Raw genomic sequence first — 26,501 nt, forward strand, 5'->3', positions numbered from 1 at the left:
AAAACCGTCTTCCAATACGGCCCGGTCAGCGGGCAGGGTACCGATGACCGATATCATTGCATTGCTGTTGCCCTTCTTCGGGCTGATCTTCATCGGTTATCTTGCCGCAAGGGTGACGAAACAGCCGGCTGAAGCGCTCGGCTGGATGAATACCTTCATCATCTACGCGGCCCTGCCGGCGCTCTTCTTTAAGCTCGTGTCCCGCACGCCGGTCGAGCAACTGACCCGCGCCGACTTCATTTTCGGCGAGATCGGCGCGACTTACCTTGTCTTCCTGGTTCTCTTCCTGATCGGCTTCTTCATCCGCCGCAATACCTTTGCCGATTGCACCATCCAGTCGTTTGCCGGCGCCTACGGCAATATAGGCTATATGGGGCCGGGCCTGGCGCTGCTTGCTTTCGGCGAGGCGGCAGCGGTACCGGTGGCGCTGATCGTCTGCTTCGAGAACGCCGCGCATTTCATCGTCGCACCGGCGATGATGGCAATGGCGGGCGGCGACAAACGCCCAGCCGCCCACGTGGTTGCCGATATCGTCCGGAAAGTGGTGATGCATCCCTTCATCATCTCGACGGCGCTGGGCTTCTGCTTCGCGGCATTTACGGTGCAGCCGCCGGCAGCCTTCCAGCGGCTCGTCGATTATCTCGCGCAGGCTGCAGCACCGTGCGCGCTATTTGCCATGGGAGTGACGCTGGCGCTGAGGCCGATCAAACGTGTGCCGGTGGAGATCGGTTATATCGCGGTCTTCAAGCTGATCCTGCTGCCGATGACGACCTATATGGTCCTGTCACTGATCGGCAATTTCCATCCGGTCTGGATCTATTCCGCGACGCTGCTTTCGGCACTGCCGACGGCGACCAATGTCTTCGTCATCAGCCAGCAATACGGCGTCTGGCAAGAGAGGGCGTCGGCTAGCATCCTGATCATCACCGTTGCGTCAGTGGCGACTCTCCCGGCGCTGCTCTACCTCATCAATTCCGGAACGTTACCGCCGGATCTCTTTCCGTAAGGCATCGACGACAGCGCGCAGGCCCCGACCGGGCTCGATCCCCTCGCGCATCAAAAGGTTTCGGAGCGGCGGCGCATTGGTGAGGATGTGCAGGCCGGCGGCCCGCAGCATCTGCACCGGCAGGAAATCCGACAGCAGCGAACGGTTGAGAAGATCGACGCCGACGGTGCGGCTGACGATGTCCGGCCCGCGGCGCCGGTTGAAGCGATCGCCGGCATCGGCTGCGATCGGGCGATTGCTGGTTGCGACGAGCAGTTCCGAAAGTGCGATGATATCGCGCAGCGACAGGTTGAGGCCCTGCGCTCCGATCGGCGGAAAGGCATGCGCGGCCTCGCCGATCAGCGCCAGCCGACCCTTGCCGAACCGCTCCGCCATCAGGCTGGAGAGCGGCCAGGCCTGCGCAGTGCCTTCGACAGTCACCTTGCCGAGCATCGATTGCATGCGGTTTTCGACCAGCCGCGACAGTTCCCCGGTCGGAAGTTCGACAAGTCGGCGAGCTTCATCCGGCTTCACCACCCAAACGAGGCTGGAACGCAGGCCCGGCAGGGGAACCTGCGTGAACGGCCCGCTTTCGGTATGGAATTCGGTCGAGATATTGCCGTGTGGCACGCTGTGGGCGAAATTCAACACCACCGCCGACTGTGGATAGGACCAGCGACGCACGCCGATGCCGGCGGTCTCACGGGCTTTCGAATTGCGTCCATCGGCGGCAGCCACGAAGTCGGCACCGATCGAGGCGCCGTCCGACAGCGTCAGCATGGCTCGTTCGGCCGAGAAGTCGAACGTCTCGACGTTTTGCGCGATCCTGCTGATATTCGGTTCGGCGGCAACGGCGGCATCCAGCGTTTCCGATAGCGCCCGGTTGGGAATGTTGTAGCCGAAGGCATAGAGTCCGACGTCCTGCGCCCGGAACTGCGCCGTCGGTGCGCGCAGCAGCCGTTTGGTGCCGTCGATGATCTGCATCACCGAAAGCGGGGCGGCCGAAGCCGCAATGTCTTCCCAGACGCCAAGCCGTTCGAGAAAACGGATGGACTGATCCATCAGCGCGGTCGTGCGTTCATCGGTCTTTTCGGATGGCGGTGCGATCAGCGCCACCTTGCGGCCGGCGCGCGCGAGCGCCAGGGCGGCAACCGATCCGGAAAGTCCTCCGCCCACCACCGCAATCTCGAAATGCTGCATGTCCGTCGTCCTGCGCTGCAAATGTACGGTGGATTATCTAGAGCTTCGGGGCGAGCATATCCATGGGGCACGGCAGCGCAGCATAGAAAAAGCAATGCTTTATGTCTGGCGGCGGCCCCAAGCCGGTTGCAATGCGCGGTGATTGGCCGCATACCTCGCCGGATGAGGGAAAGACGGGACTGACGCGTGATCAGACGAATCTTCAATTACAAAAAAGTCCCGTATGCTGAAATCCGCGCCTTCTCGGTTCATCTGCTGACGGCGTCCGGCTCGTTCCTTGCTTTCCTCGGCGTCGTCGCTGCAGCCGAGCATCGTTTCGTCGACATGTTCTGGTGGCTTGGCCTTGCGCTTCTCGTCGATGGCATCGACGGGCCGATCGCCCGCAAGGTTCGGGTCAAGGAAGTCCTGCCCAACTGGTCGGGCGATACGCTCGACAACATCATCGACTACGTGACCTACGTGCTGCTTCCGGCGTTTGCGCTTTATCAGAGCGGCATGATCGGCGAACCTTGGTCCTTCGTTGCCGCAGGCGCAATCGTCGTCTCGAGCGCGGTTTATTATGCCGACATGGGCATGAAGACGGACGAGTACTTTTTCTCCGGTTTTCCGGTCGTCTGGAACATGGTGGTCTTCACACTGTTCGTCGTCGACGCGAGCGCAACGGCGGCTCTGGTCCTCGTCTCGGTCTCTGTCATTCTCACCTTCCTGCCGATCAACTTCCTGCACCCCGTGCGCGTCAAACGGCTCCGTCTGCTCAATCTGGCTATCTGCCTCATCTGGTGCGCGCTCGGCGGCTATTCGCTGCTCCTGCATTTCGAGACGCCCGCCTGGGTCGTTTACGGTGTCGTCCTGAGCGGCATCTATCTCTATTGCATCGGCGGCGTGCTGCAGCTTTTCCCCAGTCTTGGAAAATAGTTGGACCTTCCTGCAACCCCCTTTCTTTAGTGTTGTGCGAAGCAACAAATACGGTATCAATATCAGTCGAACGTCCGGAGTGATCGCCGGATGTCGGGAAAATCAATACGCTGCGTCGCCCTGAAAAACCTCGAAGAAGGTAGGCCCGCGGTGAACGAGGGGGTTCAGTGACGTTATCCGAGGGTCCGACGACCGTTCCGCTTCTGTCGGTTCGAGGTTTGACCAAGCTTTTCGGCAGCTTCGCAGCCTGCAACGCGATCGATCTGGATATCGCGCCCGGCGAAATCCACGCATTGCTGGGTGAAAACGGCGCGGGCAAGTCGACGCTGGTAAAAATGCTGTTCGGCGTGCTGCAGCCGAGCGCCGGCCAGATCCTCTGGCAGGGCGCGCCGGTGACGATCGCCTCGCCGGGCGAGGCCCGTCAACTCGGCATCGGCATGGTCTTCCAGCATTTCTCGCTGTTCGAGGCATTGACGGTGGCGGAAAACATCGCGCTGTCGCTCGACCCGAAGATTTCGCTTGCCAGGATCTCGGACGAGGCGGCGTCGCTTTCCAAGGCATACGGCCTGCCGCTCGATCCCAAGGCGCATGTGGCGGACCTTTCCGTCGGCGAGCGCCAGCGCATCGAGATCGTCCGGGCTCTGCTTCAAAACCCCAGGCTGATCATCCTCGACGAGCCCACATCGGTCTTGACGCCACAGGAAGCGGACCGGCTGTTCGAGACGCTGTTCAAGCTGAAGGCCGAGGGTCGGTCAGTGCTTTATATCAGCCACAGGCTGGAGGAAGTGCGCCGCATCTGCGACCGCGCCACGGTTCTGCGCCACGGGAAGGTGACCGGCGCCTGCGATCCGAAACAGGAAACGCCGGCCTCGCTCGCCCGCATGATGGTCGGCTCCGACGTCGCCGAAGTCCATCGAGACAACGCAGCAGCACTCGGCGATATCCGCATCGAAGTCAGCAATCTGTCGGTGCCGGCGCGCACGCCTTTTGCGGTCTCGCTAAAGAACGTCGCCATGAAGGTCCGCGCCGGCGAAGTGCTGGCGATCGCCGGCGTTGCCGGCAATGGCCAGGGCGAACTCTTCGATGCGCTCTCCGGTGAATATCCGGTCGCCGCGGATGAGGCGATCCGCATTCGGGGCAAGGCGGTCGGCCGCACCGGCATCAACGGCCGGAGACTGCTTGGTGCCGGTTTCGTGCCGGAGGAGCGGCACGGCCACGCCGCCGTCTCCGCCATGGTGCTTTCGGACAATCTCCTGCTTGCCCGCAGCCAGTCGGACAAAAAGGCCTTTCTGTCCGGCGGTGCCTTTTCCGTCATCCGCTTCGATGCGATCCGCTCTGCCACCCGCCGCATCTGCGAGGCGATGGATGTCCGCAAGAGCGGCGAAGATCCGCAGGCGGGCTCGCTTTCCGGCGGCAATCTTCAGAAATTCATCGTCGGGCGCGAGCTTGACCGCCAGCCATCGGTGCTCGTCGTCAACCAGCCGACCTGGGGTGTCGATGCCGGTGCGGCAAGCCGCATCCGCCAGGCGCTGATCGATCTCGCCAAGTCGGGCTCGGCGGTGGTGGTGATCAGCCAGGATCTCGATGAGATCTTTGAGGTGGCGACGAATATCGCGGTGATCTCGGAAGGCCGTCTTTCCGAGCCCCATCCGGCCGGCACGCTGACGTTGGAACGTATCGGTCTGCTGATGGGCGGTATCCACGAAAGCCATTCCAATCCGGAGGCGGCGCATGCGCATTGAGCTCCAGAAGCGCGCCCGCGTCTCGCCGCTGTTCTCGATCCTCTCGCCGCTGCTCGCCCTGGTGCTGACGCTGCTTTTCGGGGCCATTATGTTCTGGCTGCTCGGGAAGAACCCGCTGAGCGCGCTCTACATATATTTCGTCGAGCCGTTGCTGGAGATCTGGTCTCTCCACGAGCTGGCTGTGAAGGCAGCGCCGCTGATCCTCATCGCCGTCGGGCTCGCTGTCTGTTACCGGTCCAACAACTGGAATATCGGTGCCGAAGGGCAGTTCACCATAGGCGCGATTACCGGATCGATCCTGCCAGTCATGTATCCGGCCTGGCACTCGCCGATGATCCTGCCGCTGATGCTGATCCTCGGCATGATCGGCGGCGCGCTTTATGCGGGCATCCCAGCGCTTTTGAAGACAAGGTTCAACACTAACGAAATCCTGACCAGCCTGATGCTGGTCTATATCGCCCAGCTTTATCTCGACTGGCTGGTGCGCGGACCATGGCGTGATCCGCAGGGCAACAATTTCCCGATCACGAAGACTTTCCAGATCGAGGCCGTCGTGCCGGAGATTCTCTCCTCGTCCGGCCGCGCCCACTGGGCCTTCGTCTTCGCCATCGTCGCCGCCGTGGCGTTGTGGTTCATGATGCGCTTCATGCTGAAGGGCTTCGAGGTGTCGGTGCTCGGCCAGTCGGAGCGGGCAGGGCGGTTCGCGGGCTTCTCCGCCCGCCGGATGGTGTGGTTCTCGATGCTGCTGTCGGGCGCGCTCGCGGGCCTTGCAGGCATTTCGGAGGTCTCCGGCTCGATCGGCCACCTGCAGCCGGTTATCTCGCCGGGCTACGGCTTCACGGCAATCATCGTCGCCTTCCTGGGGCGGCTCAACCCTCTCGGGATCATTGCTTCCGGGCTCGTGCTGGCGCTCACCTATCTCGGCGGCGAAGCGGCGCAGCTGTCGATCGGCATTTCGGACAAGGTCAGCCGCGTCTTTCAAGGGTTGCTGCTCTTCTTCGTGCTCTCCTGCGATACGCTGATCCACTACAGGATCCGGCTGATCTTTGCGGGCGCGAAAACGGCGGAGGTAAAGGGCTGATGTTCGAGGCGATCCTTCTTACCGTCATCACCGCATCGACCCCGCTGGTTCTGGCAGCTCTCGGCGAACTGGTGACCGAGCGCTCCGGCGTGCTGAACCTCGGTGTCGAGGGCATGATGATCATGGGCGCCGCCTGCGCCTTCGTCGCCGCGCAGCTGACCGGTTCCCCCTATATCGGCCTCCTCGCCGGCATCTTGGGCGGAGGGGTGTTCTCGCTGCTCTTCGGATTACTGACGCTGACGCTGGTGGCCAATCAGGTCGCGACCGGGCTTGCGCTCACCATCCTGGGGCTCGGGCTTTCCGGCCAGATTGGCGAGGCTTTCGTCGGCCAGCCCGGCATCAAGCTGCAGCCGATCGTCTTCCCGCTTCTCTCCGACATCCCGTTCTTCGGCCGCGTCCTGTTCGCGCAAGACCTCACCTTCTATCTCTCGGTCGTGCTCGTGATCGGCATCAACTGGTTCCTGTTCAGGAGCCGGACCGGTCTGAAGCTGCGGGCGATCGGCGACAACCATGCCTCCGCCCATGCGCTCGGCATCAACGTCATCCGCACCCGTTATCTGGCCGTCATGTTCGGCGGTGCCTGCGCCGGGCTGGCAGGCGCGCAGCTTTCGCTCGTCTACACGCCGCAATGGGTGGAAAACATGTCCGCCGGCCGCGGCTGGATTGCGCTTGCACTCGTCGTTTTCGCCTCCTGGCGGCCGTGGCGGGTTCTGGCCGGCGGTTACCTGTTCGGCGCAGTCGGCATCGGCCAGCTGCATGCCCAGATCCTGGCCCAGAATCTCGGCATCGTCATCCCGTCTCAGTTTCTGTCCGCACTTCCTTATGCGGCGACTATTGTCGTGCTGATCATCATTTCGCATAATCGTCGCACGACGCTCATCAATACGCCGGCTTCGCTCGGGAAACCCTTTGTCCCCGACAGGTGACCGCGGAACCAAAAACAAAACGTCTTCAAGCCAATAGAGGTCAGGAAATGAAGAAACTGATTATCGCCCTTGCCGCATCGGCCGCCCTGATGGGCGGTTTTTCGACAGGCGCCCAAGCCCAGGAGAAGAAGAAGGTCTGCTTCATCTACGTCGGTTCAAAGACGGATGGTGGCTGGACCCAGGCGCATGAACTTGGCCGCCAGCAGCTCGACAAGGCACTCGGCACCAAGGTTGAAACGCCCTTCCTCGAAAACGTTCCGGAAGGCCCGGATGCGGAACGCGCCATCGAGCGAATGGCTCGCTCCGGTTGCTCTCTGGTCTTCACCACCTCCTTCGGTTTCATGGACGCCACCGTCAAGGTCGCCGCGAAATTCCCGGATGTGAAGTTCGAGCATGCGACCGGCTTCAAGGCCGCTCCGAATCTCGCCACCTACAATTCGCGCTTCTACGAAGGCCGATACATCCAGGGCCAGATCGCCGCGAAGATGTCGAAGAAGGGCGTTGCCGGTTACATCGCCTCCTTCCCGATCCCGGAAGTGGTAATGGGCATCAACGCCTTCGAACTCGGCGCGAAGTCGATCAACCCGAACTTCAAGCTGAAGGTCGTCTGGGCCAATACCTGGTTCGACCCGGGCAAGGAAGCCGATGCCGCCAAGGCGCTGATCGACCAGGGCGTCGATATCCTGACCCAGCACACCGACACGACCGCTCCGATGCAGGTCGCCTCCGAGCGCGGCATCCTCGCCTTCGGCCAGGCCTCCGACATGATCGCGGCCGGCCCCAAGACGCAGCTGACCGCCATCGTCGACACCTGGGGTGCGTATTACATCAAGCGCACCAAGGCGCTGCTCGACGGGACCTGGAAGTCGGAGCAAATCTGGGACGGCCTGAAGGACGGCATCCTGACCATGGCGCCCTATACCAACATGCCGGACGACGTGAAGGCGATGGCGGAGGAGACTGAAGCCAAGATCAAGTCGGGCGAACTGCATCCGTTCACCGGTCCGATCAACAAGCAGGACGGCAGCGCATGGCTGAAGGCCGGCGAAAAGTCGGATGATGGCACCCTGCTCGGCATGAACTTCTACGTCGAAGGCGTGGACGACAAACTGCCGAAGTGAACCAGGACTTGTCCGTAGAAAGGGCGCCTTCGGGCGCCCTTTTTGTTTCTGGCGCACATAAGGCTTTTATCGCACGTCAATCATCTTGCTGGTATGAAGCGGCAAATCGCCTGAGAAGGAGAATCCCCATGAGCCGTTCCTGCCTTGCCGTCATCCTCGCCGCCGGCGATAGCACACGCATGAAATCGTCGATGTCGAAGGTGCTGCATCCGATTGCCGGCCGTCCGATGATCGCGCATGTGATGGCGGCGGTGGCATCGACCGGCGTGACTGAGGCGGCTCTGGTCGTTGGCCGCGACGCAGACGGAGTGGCCAAGGCCGGCGCGGTCGAAGGCGTTTCCGTCGAGGCTTTTCTCCAGGCGGAGCGCCGCGGCACCGGCCATGCGGTCCTGACGGCTAAACAAGCGATTGTTCGCGGTTACGATGACATCCTGGTCGCCTACGGCGACGTGCCGCTGATCACCTCCGCGCCCTTCGCCGAGGCGCGGGAAAAGCTTGCCGCCGGCGCGGATGTCGTGGTGATCGGTTTCCATACGGACAAGCCGACCGGTTACGGCCGCCTGCTGGTCGAAAACGGCGAGCTGATTGCCATCCGCGAAGAGAAGGATGCGACAGAAGAAGAGCGCAAGGTCACCTGGTGTAATAGCGGCCTGATGGCGATCAACGGGCGCAAGGCGCTTGCGCTGCTCGAGAGCATCACCAATCAGAACGTCAAGGGCGAATATTATCTGACGGACATCGTCGAGATCGCCCGTGCCACGGGCGGCAAGGTCGTGGCGGTCGATGCGCCGGAAACGGAAGTCGCCGGCTGCAACAACCGCGCCGAACTGGCCATGCTCGAAAGGCTCTGGCAGGAACGCCGCCGCCACGAACTGATGATCTCGGGCGTCAGCATGATTGCGCCGGAAACCGTGTTCCTTTCATATGATACGCAGATCGGTCAGGACGTGTTGATCGAGCCCAACGTCGTGTTTGGTCCGGGCGTTCGGATCGACGGCGGGGCCGTGATCCACGCCTTTTCGCATATCGAAGGCGCTCATGTGAGCGGCGGCGCGACCGTCGGACCTTTCGCGCGGCTTCGCCCCGGAGCCGATCTTGCGGCCGGCTCCAAGGTCGGCAATTTCTGCGAGGTCAAGAATGCCAGGATCGACGAAGGCGCCAAGGTCAACCACCTGACCTATATCGGCGATGCCTTTGTCGGCGCCCATGCCAATATCGGCGCCGGCACGATCACCTGCAACTACGACGGCGTCAACAAGCACGAGACCCGCATCGGCGCCAACGCCTTTGTCGGTTCGAACTCGTCGCTCGTCGCACCCGTCTCGATCGGCGACGGCGCCTATGTGGCCTCGGGAAGCGTCATCACCGAAAATGTCCCGGCCGATGCGCTCGCCCTCGGCCGTGCCCGCCAGGAGATGAAGCCGGACCGCGCGAAAATCCTCCGCGAGCGGGCACTCGCCCTCAAGGTCGCCAGGAAGGCGCAAAAGTAGCCCGGCCATTAACATTTGCGCGTTACTTTCCGACATCGAAAGTGACCGGCGGGCCGATTGCGCAAAACCTGCAATCGGCTAGGAGTTCGCGCGGGTTCCACGAAGCGAAGAGGGTCGTTCATGTGCGGAATTGTCGGGATCGTCGGAAATTCGCCGGTGGCGGCGCGTCTCGTCGATGCGTTGCGAAGGCTCGAATACCGCGGTTATGATTCCGCCGGCGTGGCGACCGTCCACGAGGGCCGGATGGACCGCCGCCGCGCCGAGGGAAAACTCTTCAATCTCGAAAAGAAGCTCGACGCCGAGCCGCTGCCCGGCACGATCGGCATCGCCCATACCCGCTGGGCAACCCACGGCGTCCCGAACGAAACCAACGCCCATCCGCATTTCGTCGATGGCGTCGCCGTCGTCCATAACGGCATCATCGAGAACTTTTCCGAGCTGAAGGACGAACTGCTGGCCGAAGGCGCCGTCTTCGAAAGCCAGACCGATACGGAAGTCGTCGCACATCTGCTCGCAAAATACACCCGCCAGGGCCTCGACCATCGCGCCGCGATGCTGGCGACGCTGAACCGGGTTTCCGGCGCCTATGCGCTGGTGGTGATGTTCGAGGACGACCCGGGCACGATCATGGCCGCCCGTTTCGGACCGCCTCTCGCGATCGGCCACGGCCGCGGCGAGATGTTTTTGGGGTCCGATGCCATCGCGCTGTCTCCGTTTACCAACGAGATCACCTATCTGGTCGACGGCGACTGCGCCGTCATGACCCATAAGGGCGCCGAGATCATCGATTACGATGGCAAGCCGGTGACCCGGCAGAGCCAGATTTCCCAGGCATCGGCCTTCATGGTCGACAAGGGCAATCACCGCCATTTCATGGAGAAGGAAATCTACGAGCAGCCGGAAATTATCTCCCATGCGCTCAGCCATTATATCGATTTCGCGACCCATACGGTGAAGGCGAACGATACGGCGATCGATTTCGGCAAGGTTTCCGGCCTGGCGATCGCCGCCTGCGGCACGGCCTATCTGTCCGGCCTGATCGGCAAATACTGGTTCGAGCGTTATGCGCGTCTGCCGGTCGAAATCGACGTCGCCTCCGAATTCCGCTACCGCGAACTGCCACTGTCGCCCTCCCAGGCGGCACTGTTCATTTCCCAATCGGGCGAAACAGCCGATACTCTGGCCTCGCTGCGTTATTGCAAGGACAACGGCCTCAAGATCGGCGCGGTCGTCAACGTCAAGGAATCGACCATCGCCCGCGAATCGGATGCGATCTTCCCGATCCTCGCCGGCCCGGAGATCGGTGTCGCCTCCACCAAGGCCTTTACCTGCCAGCTTGCGGTTCTTGCTGCGCTCGCGATCGGTGCCGGCCGCGCCCGCGGCACGGTGACGGCGGGCGATGAGAAGGCGATGGTGAAACACCTCGCCGAAATGCCGCGGATCATGAGCCGGGTACTGAACGACATCCAGCCGCAGATCGAGGCGCTGTCGCGCGAGCTGTCGCGGTTCAAGGATGTCCTTTACCTCGGCCGAGGCACCAGTTTTCCGCTTGCCATGGAAGGTGCGCTGAAGCTCAAGGAAATCTCCTATATCCACGCCGAAGGTTATGCCGCCGGCGAGCTGAAACATGGGCCGATCGCGCTGATCGACGAACATATGCCGGTAATCGTCATCGCGCCGCATGACCGTTTCTTCGAAAAGACCGTTTCCAACATGCAGGAAGTGGCGGCGCGCGGCGGCAAGATCATCTTCATCACCGACGAAAAGGGGGCGGCGGCTTCCAAGCTGCCGACCATGGCGACGATAGCATTGCCGAATGTCGACGAGATCATCGCCCCGATGATTTTCTCGCTGCCGATCCAGCTGCTTGCCTATCATACGGCTGTCTTCATGGGCACCGATGTCGACCAGCCGCGCAACCTGGCAAAATCCGTCACGGTGGAGTGATATCCACCGGCTTTTCCTTGCATCGCAACATCGCATCCGGCATTGTCGCAACAGATGATTGCGGCGATGCTCAGGGTATGCAGGAAAATCGGATGAGCGACAGTCCAGAGCGAATATCGCTGGCCGGCCGTCTCAGGAACAACTTCCTAACCGGCCTGATCATCTGCGCGCCGCTTGCCATCACCATCTGGCTCACCTTCACCTTTATCGACTGGGCCGATAGCTGGGTTACGCCCTACATTCCGCGGCGCTACGATCCGCAATATTATTTCAACATCACCATTCCTGGCACCGGTCTGCTGATCGCCGTGGTGCTCATCACCATTATCGGCTTTCTCGGCAAGAACCTGATCGGTCGCTCGATCGTCAAGTTCGGCGAATCGATCCTGCACCGGATGCCGCTGATCCGCAGCATTTATAAGAGCATCAAACAGATCTTTGAGACGGTGCTGAAGGAACAGTCGACCTCCTTCAAGAAATGCGGACTGATCGAGTTTCCGAGCCCCGGCATGTGGGCGCTGGTCTTCATCTCCGGTGACGCGCAGGGGGAGATCGCGGCAAAGCTCAATGCGGACGGAGAGGAAATGGTCGGTGTCTTCCTGCCGCCGACCCCGGTTCCGACCGCCGGCTTCCTGATGTTCGTGCCGAAAAGCAAGATCATCATGCTCGACATGACGCCGGAAGAGGGTGCCAAGCTGCTGATATCGGGTGGCCTCATCGCGCCGGACTACAAGCCCATCCCCGGCCTGCCGACCGCCGTCCTGCCGGCGCCATAAGCGCCCGTGCGGGGCGTCACGTCAGTGTCACCGCAGCCGCCTAAGAAGAAGCAGGGAGCGCGCGTCGCAACGTTCATTCGACGCGCAACGGCGGGAAGCCGCTGGCCCTTCTAGGCTTGAACAAGGAACCATTCCATGGGTTATGCGCGTAAGGCCGCACTGCTTGCGGCCACAATGATTGCTTCGTCTTTGATTTCGAACTCGGTCCTGCTGGCCGAGACGAGTGCTACGGGCGCCGGCATCACCATCGTCAACAAGGGCCTCGTCGCCGTCGGCCGCATTCCGGCCAGCCAGCGTGACAAGTTCGGCGAAACCTTCGGTTCCGGTTCCGGCATGGCGATCGACCCGACCAACTGGAAGAAGGATGCCGACGGCTATGACGGTTCGCTCTGGTTGCTGCCCGATCGCGGCTACAATGTTGACGGCACGACCGATTACAGTTCGCGTATCAACAAGATCGAGATCCGGCTGGCGCCGGCCGCCGCCGGCCAGGCCCTGTCCCCGGACAAGCAGCAGGCTGGCGTTCAGGCAAAGCTCGCGGAGACCATGCTGCTGACCGACGACGCCGGCAAGAACATGACCGGTCTCGATCCGGAATCGGGCGTTCGCGCCGCTGCGGCTAAAATGCCGGCCATGCCGCAGGCCTCGACCGGCAAGGTCTCTCTCGATTCCGAGGCCGTCATCCGCCTGGCGGACGGTTCGCTTTTGATCAGCGACGAATACGGCCCCTATATCTATCACTTTTCCATTGATGGTAAGCTGATCTCCGCTACTCAGCCGCCGAAGGCCCTGCTGCCGATGCGCAAGGGCCGGTTGGACTTCTCTTCCAACAATCCCGGCCCTGGCGGCAAGGTACCGGATCCGAAGGATCCGGAAAGTGGTCGCCAGAACAACCAGGGCCTCGAAGGCATGGCGATGACCCCGGATGGCAAGTTCGTGATCGCTCTGCTGCAGTCCGCGCCCATTCAGGATGGCGGCGACTCCAGCTCGACGCGCATGAATACCCGCGCCTTGGTCTATGACGCTTCCGACATCGACAACCTCAAGCTCGCGCATGAATATGTCGTGCCGCTGCCGACCTTCGACAACAAGGGCAAGGTTGCCGTTGCCGCCGAGAGCGAAATCCTGGCGCTGTCCGACAAGGCCTTCCTGGTTCTGGCGCGCGACAGTAACAACGGCCAGGGCGTGAAGGGCGACACGTCGGACTACCGCAAGATCAGCCTGGTCGATCTTACCAGTGCAACCGATATTGCCGGCACCGATTTCGACGGTCTCAAGCCGGTCGCTCCGAAGGGCAAGCTCGACGACTCGGTGAAACCTGCGATCCTGACGTCGTTCATCGACATCAACGACGCCCAGGAACTTGCCCGCTTCGGCCTGCATAACGGCGCGCCGAATGACAGGAACAATCTTTCGGAAAAATGGGAAGCCATGTCGATCGCAAGCGTGCTCGATGCTTCGGCTCCGGACGACTTCTTCCTGTTTGTCGCCAACGACAACGACTTCCTGACTCAGGACGGTTTCCAGGTCGGCAATGCCTATAAGGCGGCCGGTGGCGCGGATGTCGACACCATGTTCCAGGTTTTTCGCGTCACGCTTCCGGGCGTTGCCAAGAAGTAAGGTCCCTAACGCAAGCCTTCTCCCCGACGGTCGGGGGGAAGGCCGAAGATCAACGTCAGATGATCTTGACCATCGTACACCCCCCGCCGACGGCCGCATCACCCGGCTCTCAGGAACCGGATCGCCTCGTCGCGGCGGTGCAGATAAAGCAGCACGCGCATGTTCTGGCCCCGCTCGCTGGTGAGTTCCGGATCCCGCTCCAGCAGATAGGCCGCATCCTTGCGGGCGATCTCCAGCAGGTCCGCATGCGCTTCCAGGCTGGCAATCCGAAAACCGGGCGTGCCTGACTGCCGGGTGCCGAGCAGTTCTCCTTCGCCGCGCAGCTTCAGATCCTCTTCGGCGATCAAAAAACCGTCTTCGCTGTCGCGCAGGATCGATAGCCGCGCCCGCCCGGTTTCGCTGAGCGGTCCCTTGTAGAGCAGGATGCAGGTCGAAGCCTCGTCGCCGCGCCCGACACGGCCGCGCAACTGGTGCAACTGGGCAAGCCCGAACCGCTCGGCATGTTCGATGACCATGATCGTCGCGTCCGGCACGTCGACGCCCACTTCGACGACGGTGGTCGCGACCAGCAACCGGATTTCGCCACTCTTGAAGGCGCCCATCACCGCATCCTTCTCAGGCCCGCTCATCCGCCCGTGGATCAATCCGACATCGCGGCCCAATTCCCTGGCGAGAACCGCATGACGCTCCTCCGCCGACATCAGGTCGGAAGCATCCGATTCCTCGACGAGCGGGCAAATCCAATAGGCTTTTTTCCCTTCGCCGATCGCGCCCGTGAGCCGAGCGACGATGTCGCCGATCCGCTCGGTGGGAATGGTGACCGTCTGGATCGGCTTGCGGCCGGCCGGTTTTTCGGTGAGCTTCGAGACGTCCATATCCCCGAACGCGGCGAGCACCAGCGTGCGCGGAATGGGTGTCGCGGTCATTACCAGCATATGCGGTGAAATTCCCTTGGCCGTCAGCCGAAGGCGCTGATGCACGCCGAACCGGTGCTGTTCGTCCACCACGGCGAGCATCAGATTGTGATAGTTGATCGCATCCTGGAAGAGCGCGTGGGTGCCGACGATGATCTGCGCTTCGCCTGACGCAATCCGCTCGATGATCTGGTCGCGCTCGCGTCCCTTGGTGCGGCCGGTCAGCACCTCGACCGCGACGCCTGCAGCACCCGCGAGCTTGGAGATCGTCGAATAATGCTGGCGGGCGAGAATTTCGGTCGGCGCCATCAGCACCGCCTGGCCACCAGCCTCGACGGCCGCCGACATGGCGAGCAGCGCCACCAGTGTCTTGCCGGCGCCGACATCGCCCTGCAGCAGCCGCAGCATGCGGTCTTCGCCGGCCATGTCCTTGATGACATCTGCGACAGCCGACTTCTGGCTGGGTGTCAGCGAGAATGGGAGGTTTGCGATGATTTTTGCGGCGAGATCGCCCTCCACGCGGATCGGCTGGCCCGGGACCTTGCGCACTCGCTGGCGCACCAGCGACAGGGACACCTGGCCGGCGAGGAACTCGTCATAGGCGAGCCGGCGGCGGGCAGGGGCCTGTGGATCGATATCCGCTGCGTCGCGCGGATCGTGCAGTCCGCGAAAGGCCTCTGCCACGGACGGGAAGCCCTGACGTAACGTCAGCTCCCCGTCTGCCCATTCCGCCAGCTCCGGCAGCCGAGCTACGGCACCGTCCACGGCCTTGCGCAGAACCTTGGGCGTTAGGCCGGCCGTCATTGGGTATACCGGTTCCACCAGCGCCAGGCTTTCCGCTTCGGAGGATTTGACGATGAAATCCGGGTGCACCATCGAGGGGCGGCCGTTGAACCAGTCCACCTTGCCGCTGACCATCACCATCTCGTCGATCGGCAGCGACTTTTCCAGCCAGTTGCCTTTGGCGCGGAAGAAGGTCAGCGCCAGTTCCCCGGTATCGTCGTGCAGGAAGACGCGATAGGGCATATTGGACTTGCCGGGCGGTGGCGGCTGATGCCGGTCGACCCGGCCTTCGATGGTGACGATCGCCCCTTGCGGCGCAAGTGCGATGCCCGGCCGGTTGCGCCGGTCGATCAGCGAGGAGGGGGCATGGAAAAGCAGGTCCACGACACGACAATCGTCAGGGTCCTCACGGCCGGTGACGCGGGCGATCAGTTCGGCAAGCTTCGGCCCGACACCGGCAAGCGAGGCGACGGGCGAGAACAGCGGATCGAGTATGGCGGGACGCATGGCGCGCAAAATGCGATGGATTTTGCCCATTTGGCAAGGTGACGAGGGCGGAAAAGCGTCCTATATGAACGGCAAAACAAGGACACGGCCATGACAGGACTATCCCGCACCAGCGCGGATCTCGACCCGCGCCGCCGGCGCATCCTCTACCGCTGCTGGCACCGCGGCATAAGGGAAATGGACCTGGTTCTGGGCAGCTTCGCGGAAGCCGAGATCGCCAATCTTGGGGATGCGGAACTCGACGAGTTCGAGGCGATCATGGGCGAGGACGACCACGACCTGCATGCCTGGATCACCGGGGCTCAAGTCCTGCCCGAGCATAGGAAGACGCCGCTTTTCGCGCGTGTCGCTGCCTATAACCCGGATTTCGATCCCGTCACCAAAGCCTCCCTGGAAGCAAGGCTCGGAAACAAGATATGAATTCTGGCCCAATGATTCCCGGCTTCGACGCGAAGAAGATCGCCGCGGCGCAGACCCCGCTGACCATAGGCAACGTGCCGCCGGGGATGGAGCCGCTGATCCTTGCCGAGCTCGCTCGCGCCGGCCAGGCGGTCGCCTATGTCCTGTCGGACGGCCAGCGCATGTTCGATCTGGAACAGATGCTGTCCTTCGTGGCGCCGGAAATCCCGGTCCTGACGCTGCCCGCCTGGGACTGTCTTCCCTATGACCGCGTCTCGCCGAGCGCCGACGTTTCGGCTCGCCGACTGGCAGCCCTGTCCGGCCTGATCTCTCATGCCAGGAAGCCGCATGCAGCGATCGTGCTCGTCACCGTCAATGCAATGCTGCAGAAAATCGCTCCCGCCGAGATCATCGAAAGCCTCGCCTTCTCCGCCAAGCCGGGCAACCAGATCCGCATGGACGATATCGCGGCGCGGCTGGAGCGCAACGGCTTCGAGCGGGTCGCGACGGTCCGCGAAGTCGGCGAATTCGCCGTGCGCGGCGGCATTCTCGATGTCTTCGTGCCGGGCACGGAAGAGCCGGTGCGCCTCGATTTCTTCGGCGATACCCTGGAATCGATCCGCTCGTTCGATCCCGCCAGCCAGCGCACCACCGGCCAGGCGCGCGCCCTCGATCTCAATCCGATGAGCGAGGTGACGCTGACGCCGGACACCATCAGCCGTTTCCGGAAAAATTACCTCTCGCTCTTTGGTGCCGCGACCCGCGATGATTCGCTCTATCAGGCAGTCTCCGAAGGCCGGCGCTACCCCGGCATGGAACACTGGCTGCCGCTGTTCTACGACGGTCTCGAAACCGCCTTTGATTACTTCAAGGGTTTCCGGATCGTCACAGACCACACGGCTCGCGAGGCGGCCGCCGAGCGTTCGAAACTGGTGCTCGACTATTACGAGGCACGGCGCGACAGCGGCACCCAGGGCAAGGGTGCGGCCGCCCAGGCGGCGCCCTACAAGCCGGTTTCGCCGGGTCAGCTTTATCTCGAAAGCAAGGCATTCGCCGCAGCGCTGGACGCCGTCAACGCGGTGCGCCTGACGCCGTTCAACGAGATGGATGCAGAAGGTCGCCGAGTGGTGACTTTGGATGCGCATGCCGGCCCGCGCTGGGCGAAAAACCAGACTGAGGAAAAGGACCGCGACGAACGCGTCAACGTCTTCGACCTTGTCGTCAAGCATATCGCCGACAAGCGCGCCGAGGGCGCCAAGGTTCTTGTCACCGGCTGGTCCGCCGGCTCGCTCGACCGGCTGCTGCAGGTGCTCGACGAACGCGGGCTGAAGCGTATCAACCAGATCGACAAGCTTGCCGATCTCGACAAGCTGGAAAAAGGCGAAGCGGCTTCTGCGGTCCTCAGCCTCGAAGCCGGTTTCGAGACGGGCAATATCGTCGTCATCGGCGAGCAGGACATTCTCGGCGACCGCATGGTCCGCCGCGGCAAGCGCCGCAAGCGCGGCGCCAATTTCCTGACAGAAGTTGCTGGCCTCGACGAAGGTTCTCTGGTCGTCCATGCCGAGCATGGCATCGGCAAATTCGTCGGCCTGGTGACGATCGAGGCCGCCGGCGCCCCGCGCGCCTGCCTCGAACTCCACTATGCCGACCAGGCAAAGCTCTTCCTGCCGGTCGAAAATATCGATCTCCTGTCGCGCTATGGCTCGGATGCGGCAGAAGCCCAACTCGACAGGCTTGGCGGCGGCGCCTGGCAGGCTCGCAAGGCCAAGCTCAAGAAACGCCTGCTCGATATGGCGGACGCGCTGATCCGCATCGCCGCCACCCGCATCACCCGCCGCGCGCCGGTTCTGACCACGCCGGAAGGGCTCTACGACGAATTCGCCGCCCGTTTCCCTTATGACGAGACCGAAGACCAGGCGAATGCCATCGATTCCGTGCGCGACGATCTCAGCGCCGGCCGGCCGATGGACCGTCTCGTCTGCGGCGACGTCGGTTTTGGCAAGACGGAAGTGGCGCTGCGCGCTGCCTTCTTCGCGGCAATGAACGGAGCGCAGGTCGCGGTCGTCGTGCCAACCACGCTTCTCTCCCGCCAGCATTTCAAGACGTTTCGCGAACGTTTCCGCGGTCTGCCGATCAAGGTCGAGCAGGCCTCGCGGCTGGTGCCTGCCAAGGAACTGGCCCAGACCAAGAAGGACATTGCCGACGGCAAGGTCGATATCGTCGTCGGCACCCACGCGCTGCTCGGCGCCGGCATTCAGTTCGCCAATCTCGGTCTGCTGATCATCGACGAGGAGCAGCATTTCGGCGTCAAGCACAAGGAGCGGCTGAAGGAACTGAAGAGCGACGTGCATGTCCTGACGCTCTCGGCAACGCCGATCCCGCGCACGCTTCAACTTGCCATGACCGGCGTTCGCGAGCTGTCGCTGATCACCACGCCGCCGGTCGACCGCATGGCGGTCCGCACCTTCATTTCACCCTTCGATCCGCTGGTTATCCGCGAGACGCTCATGCGCGAGCATTATCGCGGCGGCCAGAGTTTTTACGTCTGCCCGCGGCTTGCAGACCTGCCGGAAATCCAGGCTTTCCTCCAGTCCGACGTGCCGGAATTGAAGGTCGCGGTTGCGCATGGCCAGATGGCGGCGGGCGAACTCGAAGACATCATGAATGCGTTCTACGACGGTAAATACGATGTGCTTCTGTCGACCACGATCGTCGAATCCGGCCTCGACGTGCCGACCGCCAATACGCTGATCGTCCATCGCGCCGACATGTTCGGCCTGGCGCAGCTCTACCAGCTTCGCGGCCGCGTCGGTCGTTCCAAGGTGCGCGCCTTCGCGCTGTTCACCCTGCCGGTCAACAAGACGCTGACGCAGATGGCCGAGCGCCGCCTCAAGGTGCTGCAATCGCTCGACACGCTCGGTGCCGGTTTCCAGCTCGCCAGCCACGACCTCGACATCCGCGGCGCCGGCAATCTGCTCGGCGAAGAACAGTCCGGCCATATCAAGGAGGTCGGTTTCGAGCTCTACCAGCAGATGCTGGAGGAAGCGGTCGCAGAAGTGAAGGGCGACGACGAGATCACCGATACCGGCTGGTCGCCGCAGATCTCCGTCGGCATCACCGTGATGATCCCCGAAACCTACGTTCCCGACCTGCATCTGCGCATGGGCCTCTACCGCCGTCTCGGCGAAGTCACGGACCTGTCGGAGATCGATGGTTTTGGCGCGGAAATGGTCGACCGTTTCGGCCCGATGCCGGTCGAGGTGCAGAACCTGTTGAAGGTCGTCTACATCAAGTCGCTCTGCCGCAAGGCGAATGTCGAGAAGCTCGACGCCGGCCCGAAGGGCATTGTCGTCACCTTCCGCGACAAACAGTTCCCGAACCCGGCCAATCTGGTCGGTTATATCGCCAAGCAGGGGACGCTCGCCAAGATTCGCCCGGACCACAGCGTTTTCCTCACCCGCGACCTGCCGTCCCCCGAAAAGCGGCTGACGGCCGCCGCGCAGGTGATGACCCAGTTCGCCGAACTGGCAAAATCGTGACTATGTGTCGGAATTATTGTCGGGGACGGTGACGACGGCGGCTTGCTGATCGGTCGCGACAGAGGCGGGCAGGGGCACGTGGCGTGCCCGCTCGCGGGCGAGCGTCAGGAGGCCGGAGCCGATGATCAACACGATACCAATCAGCATCGGCAGGTCGACCTTGTCGCCGAAGATCAGATAACCGAACAGGATGGCCCAGAGCATCTGGCTGTATTGGGTCGGGCCGATCACGGCGGCGGGCGCGTTATTGGCGGCATACATCAGCCAGACGGTGGCGAGCGCCGCCAGCAGGCCGTAGCCCGCCAGCATCGCCCATTGCGGCAGTGTCGGCCAGTTGAAGTCCGGGATCATCAGCACGCCGAGGATAATGAGAACGCCAAGGACGCCGGCGCCGTAGAGCGAGATGTGCTTCTCCGACGGTCCGATGGCACGATAGACGATGATCGAGATCGCCCCGGAAAACCCTGCAAACACCGCGCCAACATGCCCGATCGAAAGCTCGCGGAAGCCCGGACGCAATATGACCAGAACGCCGATGAAGCCGATGATCACGGCGCTCCAGCGCCGGATGCCGACCGTCTCCTTGAGGAACAGCACCGACATGATCGTCACGAAGGACGGCAGCAGGAAGATCAGCGCGAAGGCTTCCGCCATCGACAGATAGGTGAAGGCCGCGACGCTGCCGATCGTCCCCATCGCGGCGGAAAAGAAGCGCAGGACCCATAGCGGCCGGTTGGTGCTTCTCACCACGTCGAGCCAGCTGTCGCCTGGTTTCATGAGATAGGGAAAACCGGCCAGCATGAAGACGGCGCCGAAAAAGCCCATTTCATAGGGCGTCAGCGCGCCTTCGATCATCTTGACGCTGGCATCGCTCCAGGAATAGGCGGCAAACGAGGCGAAGGCGAGAAGAACGCCTTTCAGGGTCTGGTCGGTGCGCACACGTTTCGCCGTTCTCAGATCATGCCTTTGCGGGCTTCCGCCTTCAGCTTGGCGATTTCCCGCAACGCATTGGCAAATACGTCCGGCGTCTGGGCGCCGCTTACGGCATACTGTCCGTCGATGATGAAGAACGGCACGCCGGTCACGCCCATCTTCTGGGCCGCCTCGATCTCCCCAAGGACGGTGTCCTTGTCGGCGTCGCTTGCCAGCAGGTTTTCGATGACCTTCCGGTCGAGGCCCGATTTTTCGGCGATGTCGGCGAGCACGGCGTGGTCGCCGACATTGCGGCCCTCCTCGAAATTCGCCTTGAACAGGGCCGTCGCGACCTTGTCCTGAATCTGGCGGTCTTCGACGATTGCCCAATGCAGCAGGCGATGCGCATCGAGTGTATTGGGGCCGATCTTGATCGCCTCGAAATCATACTTGATCCCGACCTCTTCGCCGAGCTTCTGCAGCATGTCGTGAGCGCGTTCGACGGCTTGCCTGCCGCCGAGCTTGGCGGCCAGATCCGCCTGGTGGTCGACGCCCTCGGGCGGATGGTCCGGGTTGAGCCGATAAGGGCGCCAGTTGATGTCGACCCCGATCTCGTCCTGCACTTCGGCGACCGCCAGTTCCATCCTAGCCTTGCCGAGGTAACACCAGGGGCAGACGATGTCCGAAACGATGTCGATGGTTACGCGCTCCATGGCGGCGTCCTTTCTTCGGTAACCGTAAGAGGCTGGATTATTGCGCCCGCTTATCCCACCAGGTGTTGAGCTGGTAGCCATAGAGCGGCAGTTTCTCCGGATAACCGATATACTTGCGACGCGCCACCCATTGATCGGGGATATGATAGAGCGGAACGAGATAGTGACCTGAAATCAGCATTCGGTCATAGGCACGCACGGTCGCCTCGAAATCCTCCTTGCTGCGCACCGTCAGCATGGTCTCGATCAGCTTGTCGAGATCGGCATCTGCAGTGCCGGCAAAATTGAAACTGCCGTCGCGATTGCGGGAATCCGATCCCCAGCGCCCGGCCTGTTCGATGCCGGGCGACAGCGACGAGGGATAGGATTTGACGATCATGTCATAGTCGAAATTGCCGGAGCGGGCCTGGTATTGTGCATCATCGACGGTGCGGATCGACATCTCGACGCCGATCATCTTCAGCGTCCGCTGATAGGCGATCGCCAGCTTTTCCTGGTCCTGGCTCTGGGTCATCACCTCGAAGGCAAGTGGTCTGCCGGAAGCGTCCGACATCCTGCCGTTCTTGATCGCATAACCGCCCTTCTTGAGAAGATCGACCGCATTGCGCAGCACCTTGCGATCCGCGCCGGAGGCATCGGTCTTCGGGAGGTGGTAAGTGCCATTGAGGACGGCCGGTTCGATCCTGTTCTTGATAGCCCCCAGGATCTGGAGCTCCCGCTCGTCGGCCGGCTTGCCGAGCGAGGAGAGGGGCGAGTTCTGCCAGAAACTTTCGGTGCGGGTGTAGGCGCCTTCGAAGAGGTTCTTGTTGGCCCATTCGAAATCGAAGGCGAGCGACAGGCCGGCGCGTACGTTCACGTCGGCAAAGATCGCTCTTCTCGTATTGAACACGAAACCGAGCATGCCGGTCGGCAGCTGCGGCTTGAACGCATCCTTGATCACATCGCCGTTCTGGACCGCCGGGAAATCATAGGCCCGCGCCCAGTGTGTCGGACTGCCGTCGAGATAGATATCGATCGCGCCTTTCTTGAAGGCCTCGAACAACGTGTTGTCCTGCAGGAAATATTCGACGCTGATCTGATCGTAATTGTCGAAACCCACCTTGGCGGGAACATCCTTGCCCCAGTAATCCGGATTTCGCTCATAGACGATCCGTTCTCCGGGCGAAACCGATTTGACCCGGTATGGTCCGGAGCCGACCGGCGGCTTCAGCGTCGACTGGTCGAACGTGGCCGGATCGATCACATGTTTCGGCAGGATCGGCGTCGAGGTCGCGAGAATCAGCGGAAATTCCCGGTCGGCCTTGCCGTTGAAGGTGACGCGGACACCATGCTCGCCGACCTTCTCGATTTTGTCGACGGGTGACAGCCGGCTCGAAAACGGGATGCGCCCCTTGTCGCGCAGCAATTCGAAGGTGAAAATCACGTCGTCCGGTGTCACCGGCTGTCCGTCCGACCATTTGGCCTTCGGATTGAGATTGAACTGGATGAAGCTGCGGTTGTCGTCCCATTCCGCGCTTTCGGCCAGCAGACCGTAAAGCGTGAAGGCTTCATCGCTGGAGCGGGTCATCAGCGGTTCGTAGATGAGGTGCCCGAGGATCGTATCCCACAGGCCACGCGCGGTAGTGCGCATGCTTTTGAGGATGAACGGATTGAGGTTGTCGAACGTGCCGACGACGCCATAGGATATCTTGCCGCCCTTCTTCACAGCCGGGTTTACATAGGGAAAATGCTTATAGTCGGGGCCGAGCGCCGGGCTGCCGTGCATGGCGATCCCATGGACCGGTTCGGCCAATGCCGGAGCGCCGATCAGAAACGCGGCGATGAGGGGAAGAAAGCGTCGCATGGCACCCATGGCGGTGAAATCCTCGCTGATTCGCCTGCAAAATAGCGCATGCCATCAGGCCCACCAACCACCGCTATGTGCAAAAGAGTGATCGTCGGCATTAACTCCTTGTCAAAAAATACGAAAGAGGGACTGGATATCGATGCCTGCCCGATGTAACAGGTTGGCCAGACGGGCGGGTCATTCAATTGCCTCATTTGACCGACAGGTCACAGGCAGTAGGACACCCCGAGGGAGTTGACGGCGTCTGCCGTACCCAGCTGATTTCAGGAGACGGATCTCGTTATGATGCTTAAGGCAACCCAAGTTCTGCGGACGGCAATGTCTGCTCTCGCTCTTTCGGCCGGCGCAATCGCGCTGCCGGTTGCAGCTCTTGCACAGGATGCTCCGGCTGCGGGGGCTCCTGGCGCACCGCCGCTCGGCTGGTTCAAGACCTGCACAAAGCAGGACGACAGCGACCTCTGCGTCGTGCAGAACATCATTGCTGCCCAGAACGGTCAGCTCATCACCGCCGTCGGCCTGATCACGGTCGAAGGCAAGGTCAACCGCAAGATCATGCAGGTCTCTGTACCGACCGCGCGCCTCGTGCCCCCCGGCATCGTCATGCAGATCGATGGTGGCAAGGGCCAGAAGCTCGATTATATCGTCTGCCTTCCGGACAAGTGCACCGCCGAGGTGCCGCTGACGGACGCGATGATCGCCAGCCTCAAGAAGGGCAGCGAGGTGGTCTTCACCTCGATCAATTTCCGTCGCGCTCCGAACCCGATCAAGGTTCCGCTGACCGGCTTTACCGGCATCTTTGATGGCCCGGCCATGCCGCAGGAACAGATCGCCCAGAGCCAGCGCAGCCTTGAAGAAGGCATGCAGCGCAAGGCGGAAGAAACCCGCAAGAAGCTGGAAGACGCCCAGAACGCTGCAAAGCAGGGCCAGTAAGCTTTCAGCGGGAGCCAGACAATTTCAAAGCCCGGCCACGCGCCGGGCTTTCTGATTCCGGACACAAAAAAAGCGCCGGCTGGGATGCCGACGCCTTTCCAGTTCTCGGAATGGAGTTTAGTGGGCCAGTATGATCTTGGGCTTCAACTGGCCCGATGGTCCGCGATCGAAGATCTGGTAGACCTGCGGATTGCGTAGCGGGGCATCATTTTCGTCATGCTCCAGGTTCTGCTCTGAAACATAGGCGACATATTCCGTCTCGTCATTCTCCGCGAGGAGATGATAAAAGGGCTGGTCCTTGTTCGGCCGGATTTCTGCGGGAATGGAATTCCACCATTCTTCCGTATTGGCGAATTCCGGATCCACATCGAACACGACGCCCCGAAACGGAAAAACCTTGTGGCGGACCACTTCTCCGATGGTAAATTTAGCGTTGCGTTGTTTCATGGTGCGATGTCCTTTCGCATCCTAATGTGGGAATAAAATTCTCCGACATCAAGAGATTAATGCAGGCGGGCCCACTTCGTTCCACGGATAGACTTAAGGCCTAGTGAGCCTCCACGGCCCTTTCGTCGCCAGGACTGCGCCGCCCACAACGAGCACCATGCCGGGTGCGTAACTATGCTTCGAAAAATTCGCTGAAGAGATATCGCTGCCATGGAACGACAAACGGCGGGCTTGTGACCCGCCGTTTCCAGTTTCACGAGGCGCTGACCGGATCAGGCCGAGTAATACATGTCGAACTCGACCGGATGCGGCGTCATTTCGAAGCGCATGACTTCCACCATTTTGAGCTCGATATAGGCGTCGATCTGGTCGTCGTCGAAGACGCCGCCGGCAGTCAGGAACTTGCGGTCGCGATCGAGGTTTTCGAGCGCTTCGCGCAGAGAGCCGCAGACGGTCGGGATCTTCTTCAGCTCCTTCGGCGGCAGGTCGTAGAGATCCTTGTCCATGGCCTTGCCGGGATGGATCTTGTTCTTGATGCCGTCGAGGCCGGCCATCAGCATGGCGGCGAAGGCCAGATACGGGTTTGCCAGCGGGTCCGGGAAACGGACTTCGACACGCTTCGACTTTGGCCCGGTGCCGAACGGAATGCGGCACGAAGCCGAGCGGTTACGAGCGGAATAGGCAAGCAGAACCGGCGCTTCATAACCCGGGACGAGACGCTTGTAGGAGTTCGTCGTCGGATTGGTGAAGGCGTTGATTGCCTTGGCATGCTTGATGATGCCGCCGATATAGAAGAGGCAGCTTTCGGAAAGGCCGGCATATTCGTCGCCGGCGAAGGTCGGCTTGCCGTCCTTCCAGATCGACTGGTGCACGTGCATGCCAGAGCCGTTATCGCCGAAGATCGGCTTCGGCATGAAGGTCGCGGTCTTGCCATAGGCATTGGCGACCTGGTGCACGACGTACTTGTAGATCTGGATCTTGTCGGCGTTGCGCACCAGCGTGTCGAACTTGACGCCGAGCTCGTGCTGGGCAGAAGCCACTTCGTGGTGATGCTTTTCGACGACCACGCCCATTTCGGCAAGCACCGTCAGCATTTCGGAGCGCATGTCCTGGAGGCTGTCGACCGGCGGAACCGGGAAATAGCCGCCCTTTACGCGCGGACGGTGGCCGAGATTACCGGTCTCGTAATCGGTGTCGTCGTTCGACGGCAGTTCCGACGAGTCGAGCTTGAATCCGGTGTTGTAAGGATCGGCCTTGTACTTGACGTCGTCGAAGACGAAGAATTCCGGCTCGGGGCCGACAAATACCGTATCGCCGATACCGGATGCCTTCAAATAGGCTTCGGCCTTCTTGGCGGTGCCGCGCGGATCGCGGTTATAGGCTTCGCCCGAAATCGGATCGAGAATGTCGCAAAAGATGACCATGGTCGACTGAGCGAAGAACGGGTCCATGTGGACCGTCGCCGGATCCGGCATCAGCACCATGTCCGACTCGTTGATGGCCTTCCAGCCGCCGATCGAGGAACCGTCGAACATGACGCCATCGGCAAACATGTCCTCATCGACGCAGACGACGTCCATGGTCACATGCTGCAGCTTGCCCTTCGGGTCGGTAAAGCGCAGGTCCACGAACTTGACGTCGTTTTCCTTGATTTGTTTCATGATTTCGCTTGCGCTCGTCATATGACCTCCTCGATGTACGATGACGA

20 protein-coding genes are annotated in these 26,501 nt (G+C 61.7%); 13 read left to right on the plus strand and 7 right to left on the minus strand.

The features are described 5' to 3' along the window. Positions 1-43 precede the first annotated feature (43 nt). Positions 44-1,006, plus strand: coding sequence for an AEC family transporter (locus tag MOV63_RS07365; RefSeq protein ID WP_247033006.1), 963 nt, complete (start codon positions 44-46; stop codon positions 1,004-1,006). Here MOV63_RS07365 and MOV63_RS07370 read toward each other — a convergent pair. Further along, entirely contained in the window at positions 983-2,185 is a 1,203-nt protein-coding gene (locus MOV63_RS07370; RefSeq protein WP_247033008.1) for a UbiH/UbiF family hydroxylase, read from the minus strand. The two genes, MOV63_RS07365 and MOV63_RS07370, sit on opposite strands and share 24 nt — an antisense overlap. 186 nt (positions 2,186-2,371) lie before the next feature. Between MOV63_RS07370 and pcsA the strand changes: the two genes are divergently transcribed. The 9 genes from pcsA (at position 2,372) to MOV63_RS07415 (ending at position 13,803) form a co-directional block, all read left to right on the plus strand. Next, entirely contained in the window at positions 2,372-3,100 is a 729-nt protein-coding gene (gene pcsA, locus MOV63_RS07375; protein ID WP_247033012.1) for a phosphatidylcholine synthase, read from the plus strand. A gap of 167 nt (positions 3,101-3,267) precedes the next feature. After that, positions 3,268-4,842, plus strand: coding sequence for an ABC transporter ATP-binding protein (locus tag MOV63_RS07380; RefSeq protein ID WP_038586812.1), 1,575 nt, complete (start codon positions 3,268-3,270; stop codon positions 4,840-4,842). Further along, positions 4,832-5,923, plus strand: coding sequence for an ABC transporter permease (locus tag MOV63_RS07385; protein ID WP_038586814.1), 1,092 nt, complete (start codon positions 4,832-4,834; stop codon positions 5,921-5,923). The genes MOV63_RS07380 and MOV63_RS07385 overlap by 11 nt, the downstream gene beginning before the upstream one ends. Beyond that, a complete protein-coding gene (locus MOV63_RS07390) occupies positions 5,923-6,849 on the plus strand; it encodes an ABC transporter permease (protein WP_247033014.1) in 927 nt (308 codons plus the stop codon). The genes MOV63_RS07385 and MOV63_RS07390 overlap by 1 nt, the downstream gene beginning before the upstream one ends. Before the next feature lie 47 nt (positions 6,850-6,896). After that, positions 6,897-7,970, plus strand: coding sequence for a BMP family ABC transporter substrate-binding protein (locus MOV63_RS07395; RefSeq protein ID WP_038586820.1), 1,074 nt, complete (start codon positions 6,897-6,899; stop codon positions 7,968-7,970). A gap of 128 nt (positions 7,971-8,098) precedes the next feature. After that, the gene (glmU, locus tag MOV63_RS07400) at positions 8,099-9,460 is read left to right on the plus strand and encodes a bifunctional UDP-N-acetylglucosamine diphosphorylase/glucosamine-1-phosphate N-acetyltransferase GlmU (RefSeq protein ID WP_247033016.1); all 1,362 of its coding nucleotides are present in this window, start codon (positions 8,099-8,101) and stop codon (positions 9,458-9,460) included. Between the two features lie 120 nt (positions 9,461-9,580). Beyond that, on the plus strand, positions 9,581-11,407 hold the full coding sequence (gene glmS / locus MOV63_RS07405; protein WP_046601002.1) for a glutamine--fructose-6-phosphate transaminase (isomerizing): 1,827 nt from the start codon (positions 9,581-9,583) through the stop codon (positions 11,405-11,407). A gap of 92 nt (positions 11,408-11,499) precedes the next feature. Then, a complete protein-coding gene (locus MOV63_RS07410) occupies positions 11,500-12,183 on the plus strand; it encodes a DUF502 domain-containing protein (protein ID WP_038549191.1) in 684 nt (227 codons plus the stop codon). A gap of 135 nt (positions 12,184-12,318) precedes the next feature. Then, the gene (locus MOV63_RS07415; protein ID WP_247033018.1) at positions 12,319-13,803 is read left to right on the plus strand and encodes an esterase-like activity of phytase family protein; all 1,485 of its coding nucleotides are present in this window, start codon (positions 12,319-12,321) and stop codon (positions 13,801-13,803) included. A 98-nt stretch (positions 13,804-13,901) separates the two neighbouring features. On the opposite strand, the gene recG is transcribed toward MOV63_RS07415, so the two are convergent. Further along, entirely contained in the window at positions 13,902-16,007 is a 2,106-nt protein-coding gene (recG, locus tag MOV63_RS07420) for an ATP-dependent DNA helicase RecG (protein WP_247033019.1), read from the minus strand. Positions 16,008-16,097: 90 nt separating this feature from the next. Between recG and MOV63_RS07425 the strand changes: the two genes are divergently transcribed. Beyond that, on the plus strand, positions 16,098-16,427 hold the full coding sequence (locus MOV63_RS07425; protein WP_038542977.1) for a succinate dehydrogenase assembly factor 2: 330 nt from the start codon (positions 16,098-16,100) through the stop codon (positions 16,425-16,427). A gap of 11 nt (positions 16,428-16,438) precedes the next feature. Next, positions 16,439-19,945, plus strand: coding sequence for a transcription-repair coupling factor (mfd, locus tag MOV63_RS07430; protein ID WP_247033070.1), 3,507 nt, complete (start codon positions 16,439-16,441; stop codon positions 19,943-19,945). On the opposite strand, the gene MOV63_RS07435 is transcribed toward mfd, so the two are convergent. The 3 genes from MOV63_RS07435 to MOV63_RS07445 are packed head-to-tail and all read right to left on the minus strand — an operon-like array spanning position 19,946 to position 23,413. Then, complete coding sequence (locus MOV63_RS07435) at positions 19,946-20,884, minus strand: DMT family transporter (RefSeq protein WP_247033021.1); 939 nt, start codon at positions 20,882-20,884, stop codon at positions 19,946-19,948. It lies immediately after the preceding gene. A gap of 14 nt (positions 20,885-20,898) precedes the next feature. Beyond that, on the minus strand, positions 20,899-21,570 hold the full coding sequence (locus MOV63_RS07440; protein WP_247033023.1) for a DsbA family oxidoreductase: 672 nt from the start codon (positions 21,568-21,570) through the stop codon (positions 20,899-20,901). A gap of 37 nt (positions 21,571-21,607) precedes the next feature. Next, positions 21,608-23,413 (minus strand): extracellular solute-binding protein, encoded by a 1,806-nt coding sequence (locus MOV63_RS07445; RefSeq protein WP_247033072.1) that lies wholly within the window; start codon positions 23,411-23,413, stop codon positions 21,608-21,610. 285 nt (positions 23,414-23,698) lie between these two features. Between MOV63_RS07445 and MOV63_RS07450 the strand changes: the two genes are divergently transcribed. Next, the gene (locus MOV63_RS07450) at positions 23,699-24,346 is read left to right on the plus strand and encodes an invasion associated locus B family protein (RefSeq protein ID WP_038542985.1); all 648 of its coding nucleotides are present in this window, start codon (positions 23,699-23,701) and stop codon (positions 24,344-24,346) included. A 117-nt stretch (positions 24,347-24,463) separates the two neighbouring features. On the opposite strand, the gene hspQ is transcribed toward MOV63_RS07450, so the two are convergent. Together hspQ and glnA are read right to left on the minus strand one after the other, a co-directional pair. Then, positions 24,464-24,793, minus strand: coding sequence for a heat shock protein HspQ (gene hspQ / locus MOV63_RS07455; RefSeq protein ID WP_007753924.1), 330 nt, complete (start codon positions 24,791-24,793; stop codon positions 24,464-24,466). 272 nt (positions 24,794-25,065) lie between these two features. Next, the gene (glnA, locus tag MOV63_RS07460) at positions 25,066-26,475 is read right to left on the minus strand and encodes a type I glutamate--ammonia ligase (RefSeq protein WP_037087011.1); all 1,410 of its coding nucleotides are present in this window, start codon (positions 26,473-26,475) and stop codon (positions 25,066-25,068) included. Between the last annotated feature and the right edge of the window lie 26 nt (positions 26,476-26,501).

The organism is Neorhizobium sp. SHOUNA12A, assembly GCF_023006505.1.
Classification (GTDB): Bacteria; Pseudomonadota; Alphaproteobacteria; order Rhizobiales; family Rhizobiaceae; genus Neorhizobium.

Excerpts from the sequence above, each read along its gene's own strand:
- MOV63_RS07440 (WP_247033023.1), bottom strand. The coding sequence starts at position 21,570 with ATGGAGCGCGTAACCATCGACATCGTTTCGGACATCGTCTGCCCCTGG.
- MOV63_RS07415 (WP_247033018.1), top strand. The coding sequence starts at position 12,319 with ATGGGTTATGCGCGTAAGGCCGCACTGCTTGCGGCCACAATGATTGCT.
- MOV63_RS07390 (WP_247033014.1), top strand. The coding sequence starts at position 5,923 with ATGTTCGAGGCGATCCTTCTTACCGTCATCACCGCATCGACCCCGCTG.
- glmS (WP_046601002.1), top strand. The coding sequence starts at position 9,581 with ATGTGCGGAATTGTCGGGATCGTCGGAAATTCGCCGGTGGCGGCGCGT.
- glmU (WP_247033016.1), top strand. The coding sequence starts at position 8,099 with ATGAGCCGTTCCTGCCTTGCCGTCATCCTCGCCGCCGGCGATAGCACA.
- MOV63_RS07385 (WP_038586814.1), top strand. The coding sequence starts at position 4,832 with ATGCGCATTGAGCTCCAGAAGCGCGCCCGCGTCTCGCCGCTGTTCTCG.
- hspQ (WP_007753924.1), bottom strand. The coding sequence starts at position 24,793 with ATGAAACAACGCAACGCTAAATTTACCATCGGAGAAGTGGTCCGCCAC.
- MOV63_RS07365 (WP_247033006.1), top strand. The coding sequence starts at position 44 with ATGACCGATATCATTGCATTGCTGTTGCCCTTCTTCGGGCTGATCTTC.
- MOV63_RS07425 (WP_038542977.1), top strand. The coding sequence starts at position 16,098 with ATGACAGGACTATCCCGCACCAGCGCGGATCTCGACCCGCGCCGCCGG.
- MOV63_RS07445 (WP_247033072.1), bottom strand. The coding sequence starts at position 23,413 with ATGCGACGCTTTCTTCCCCTCATCGCCGCGTTTCTGATCGGCGCTCCG.
- glnA (WP_037087011.1), bottom strand. The coding sequence starts at position 26,475 with ATGACGAGCGCAAGCGAAATCATGAAACAAATCAAGGAAAACGACGTC.
- MOV63_RS07450 (WP_038542985.1), top strand. The coding sequence starts at position 23,699 with ATGATGCTTAAGGCAACCCAAGTTCTGCGGACGGCAATGTCTGCTCTC.
- MOV63_RS07410 (WP_038549191.1), top strand. The coding sequence starts at position 11,500 with ATGAGCGACAGTCCAGAGCGAATATCGCTGGCCGGCCGTCTCAGGAAC.
- mfd (WP_247033070.1), top strand. The coding sequence starts at position 16,439 with ATGATTCCCGGCTTCGACGCGAAGAAGATCGCCGCGGCGCAGACCCCG.
- recG (WP_247033019.1), bottom strand. The coding sequence starts at position 16,007 with ATGCGTCCCGCCATACTCGATCCGCTGTTCTCGCCCGTCGCCTCGCTT.
- MOV63_RS07370 (WP_247033008.1), bottom strand. The coding sequence starts at position 2,185 with ATGCAGCATTTCGAGATTGCGGTGGTGGGCGGAGGACTTTCCGGATCG.
- MOV63_RS07395 (WP_038586820.1), top strand. The coding sequence starts at position 6,897 with ATGAAGAAACTGATTATCGCCCTTGCCGCATCGGCCGCCCTGATGGGC.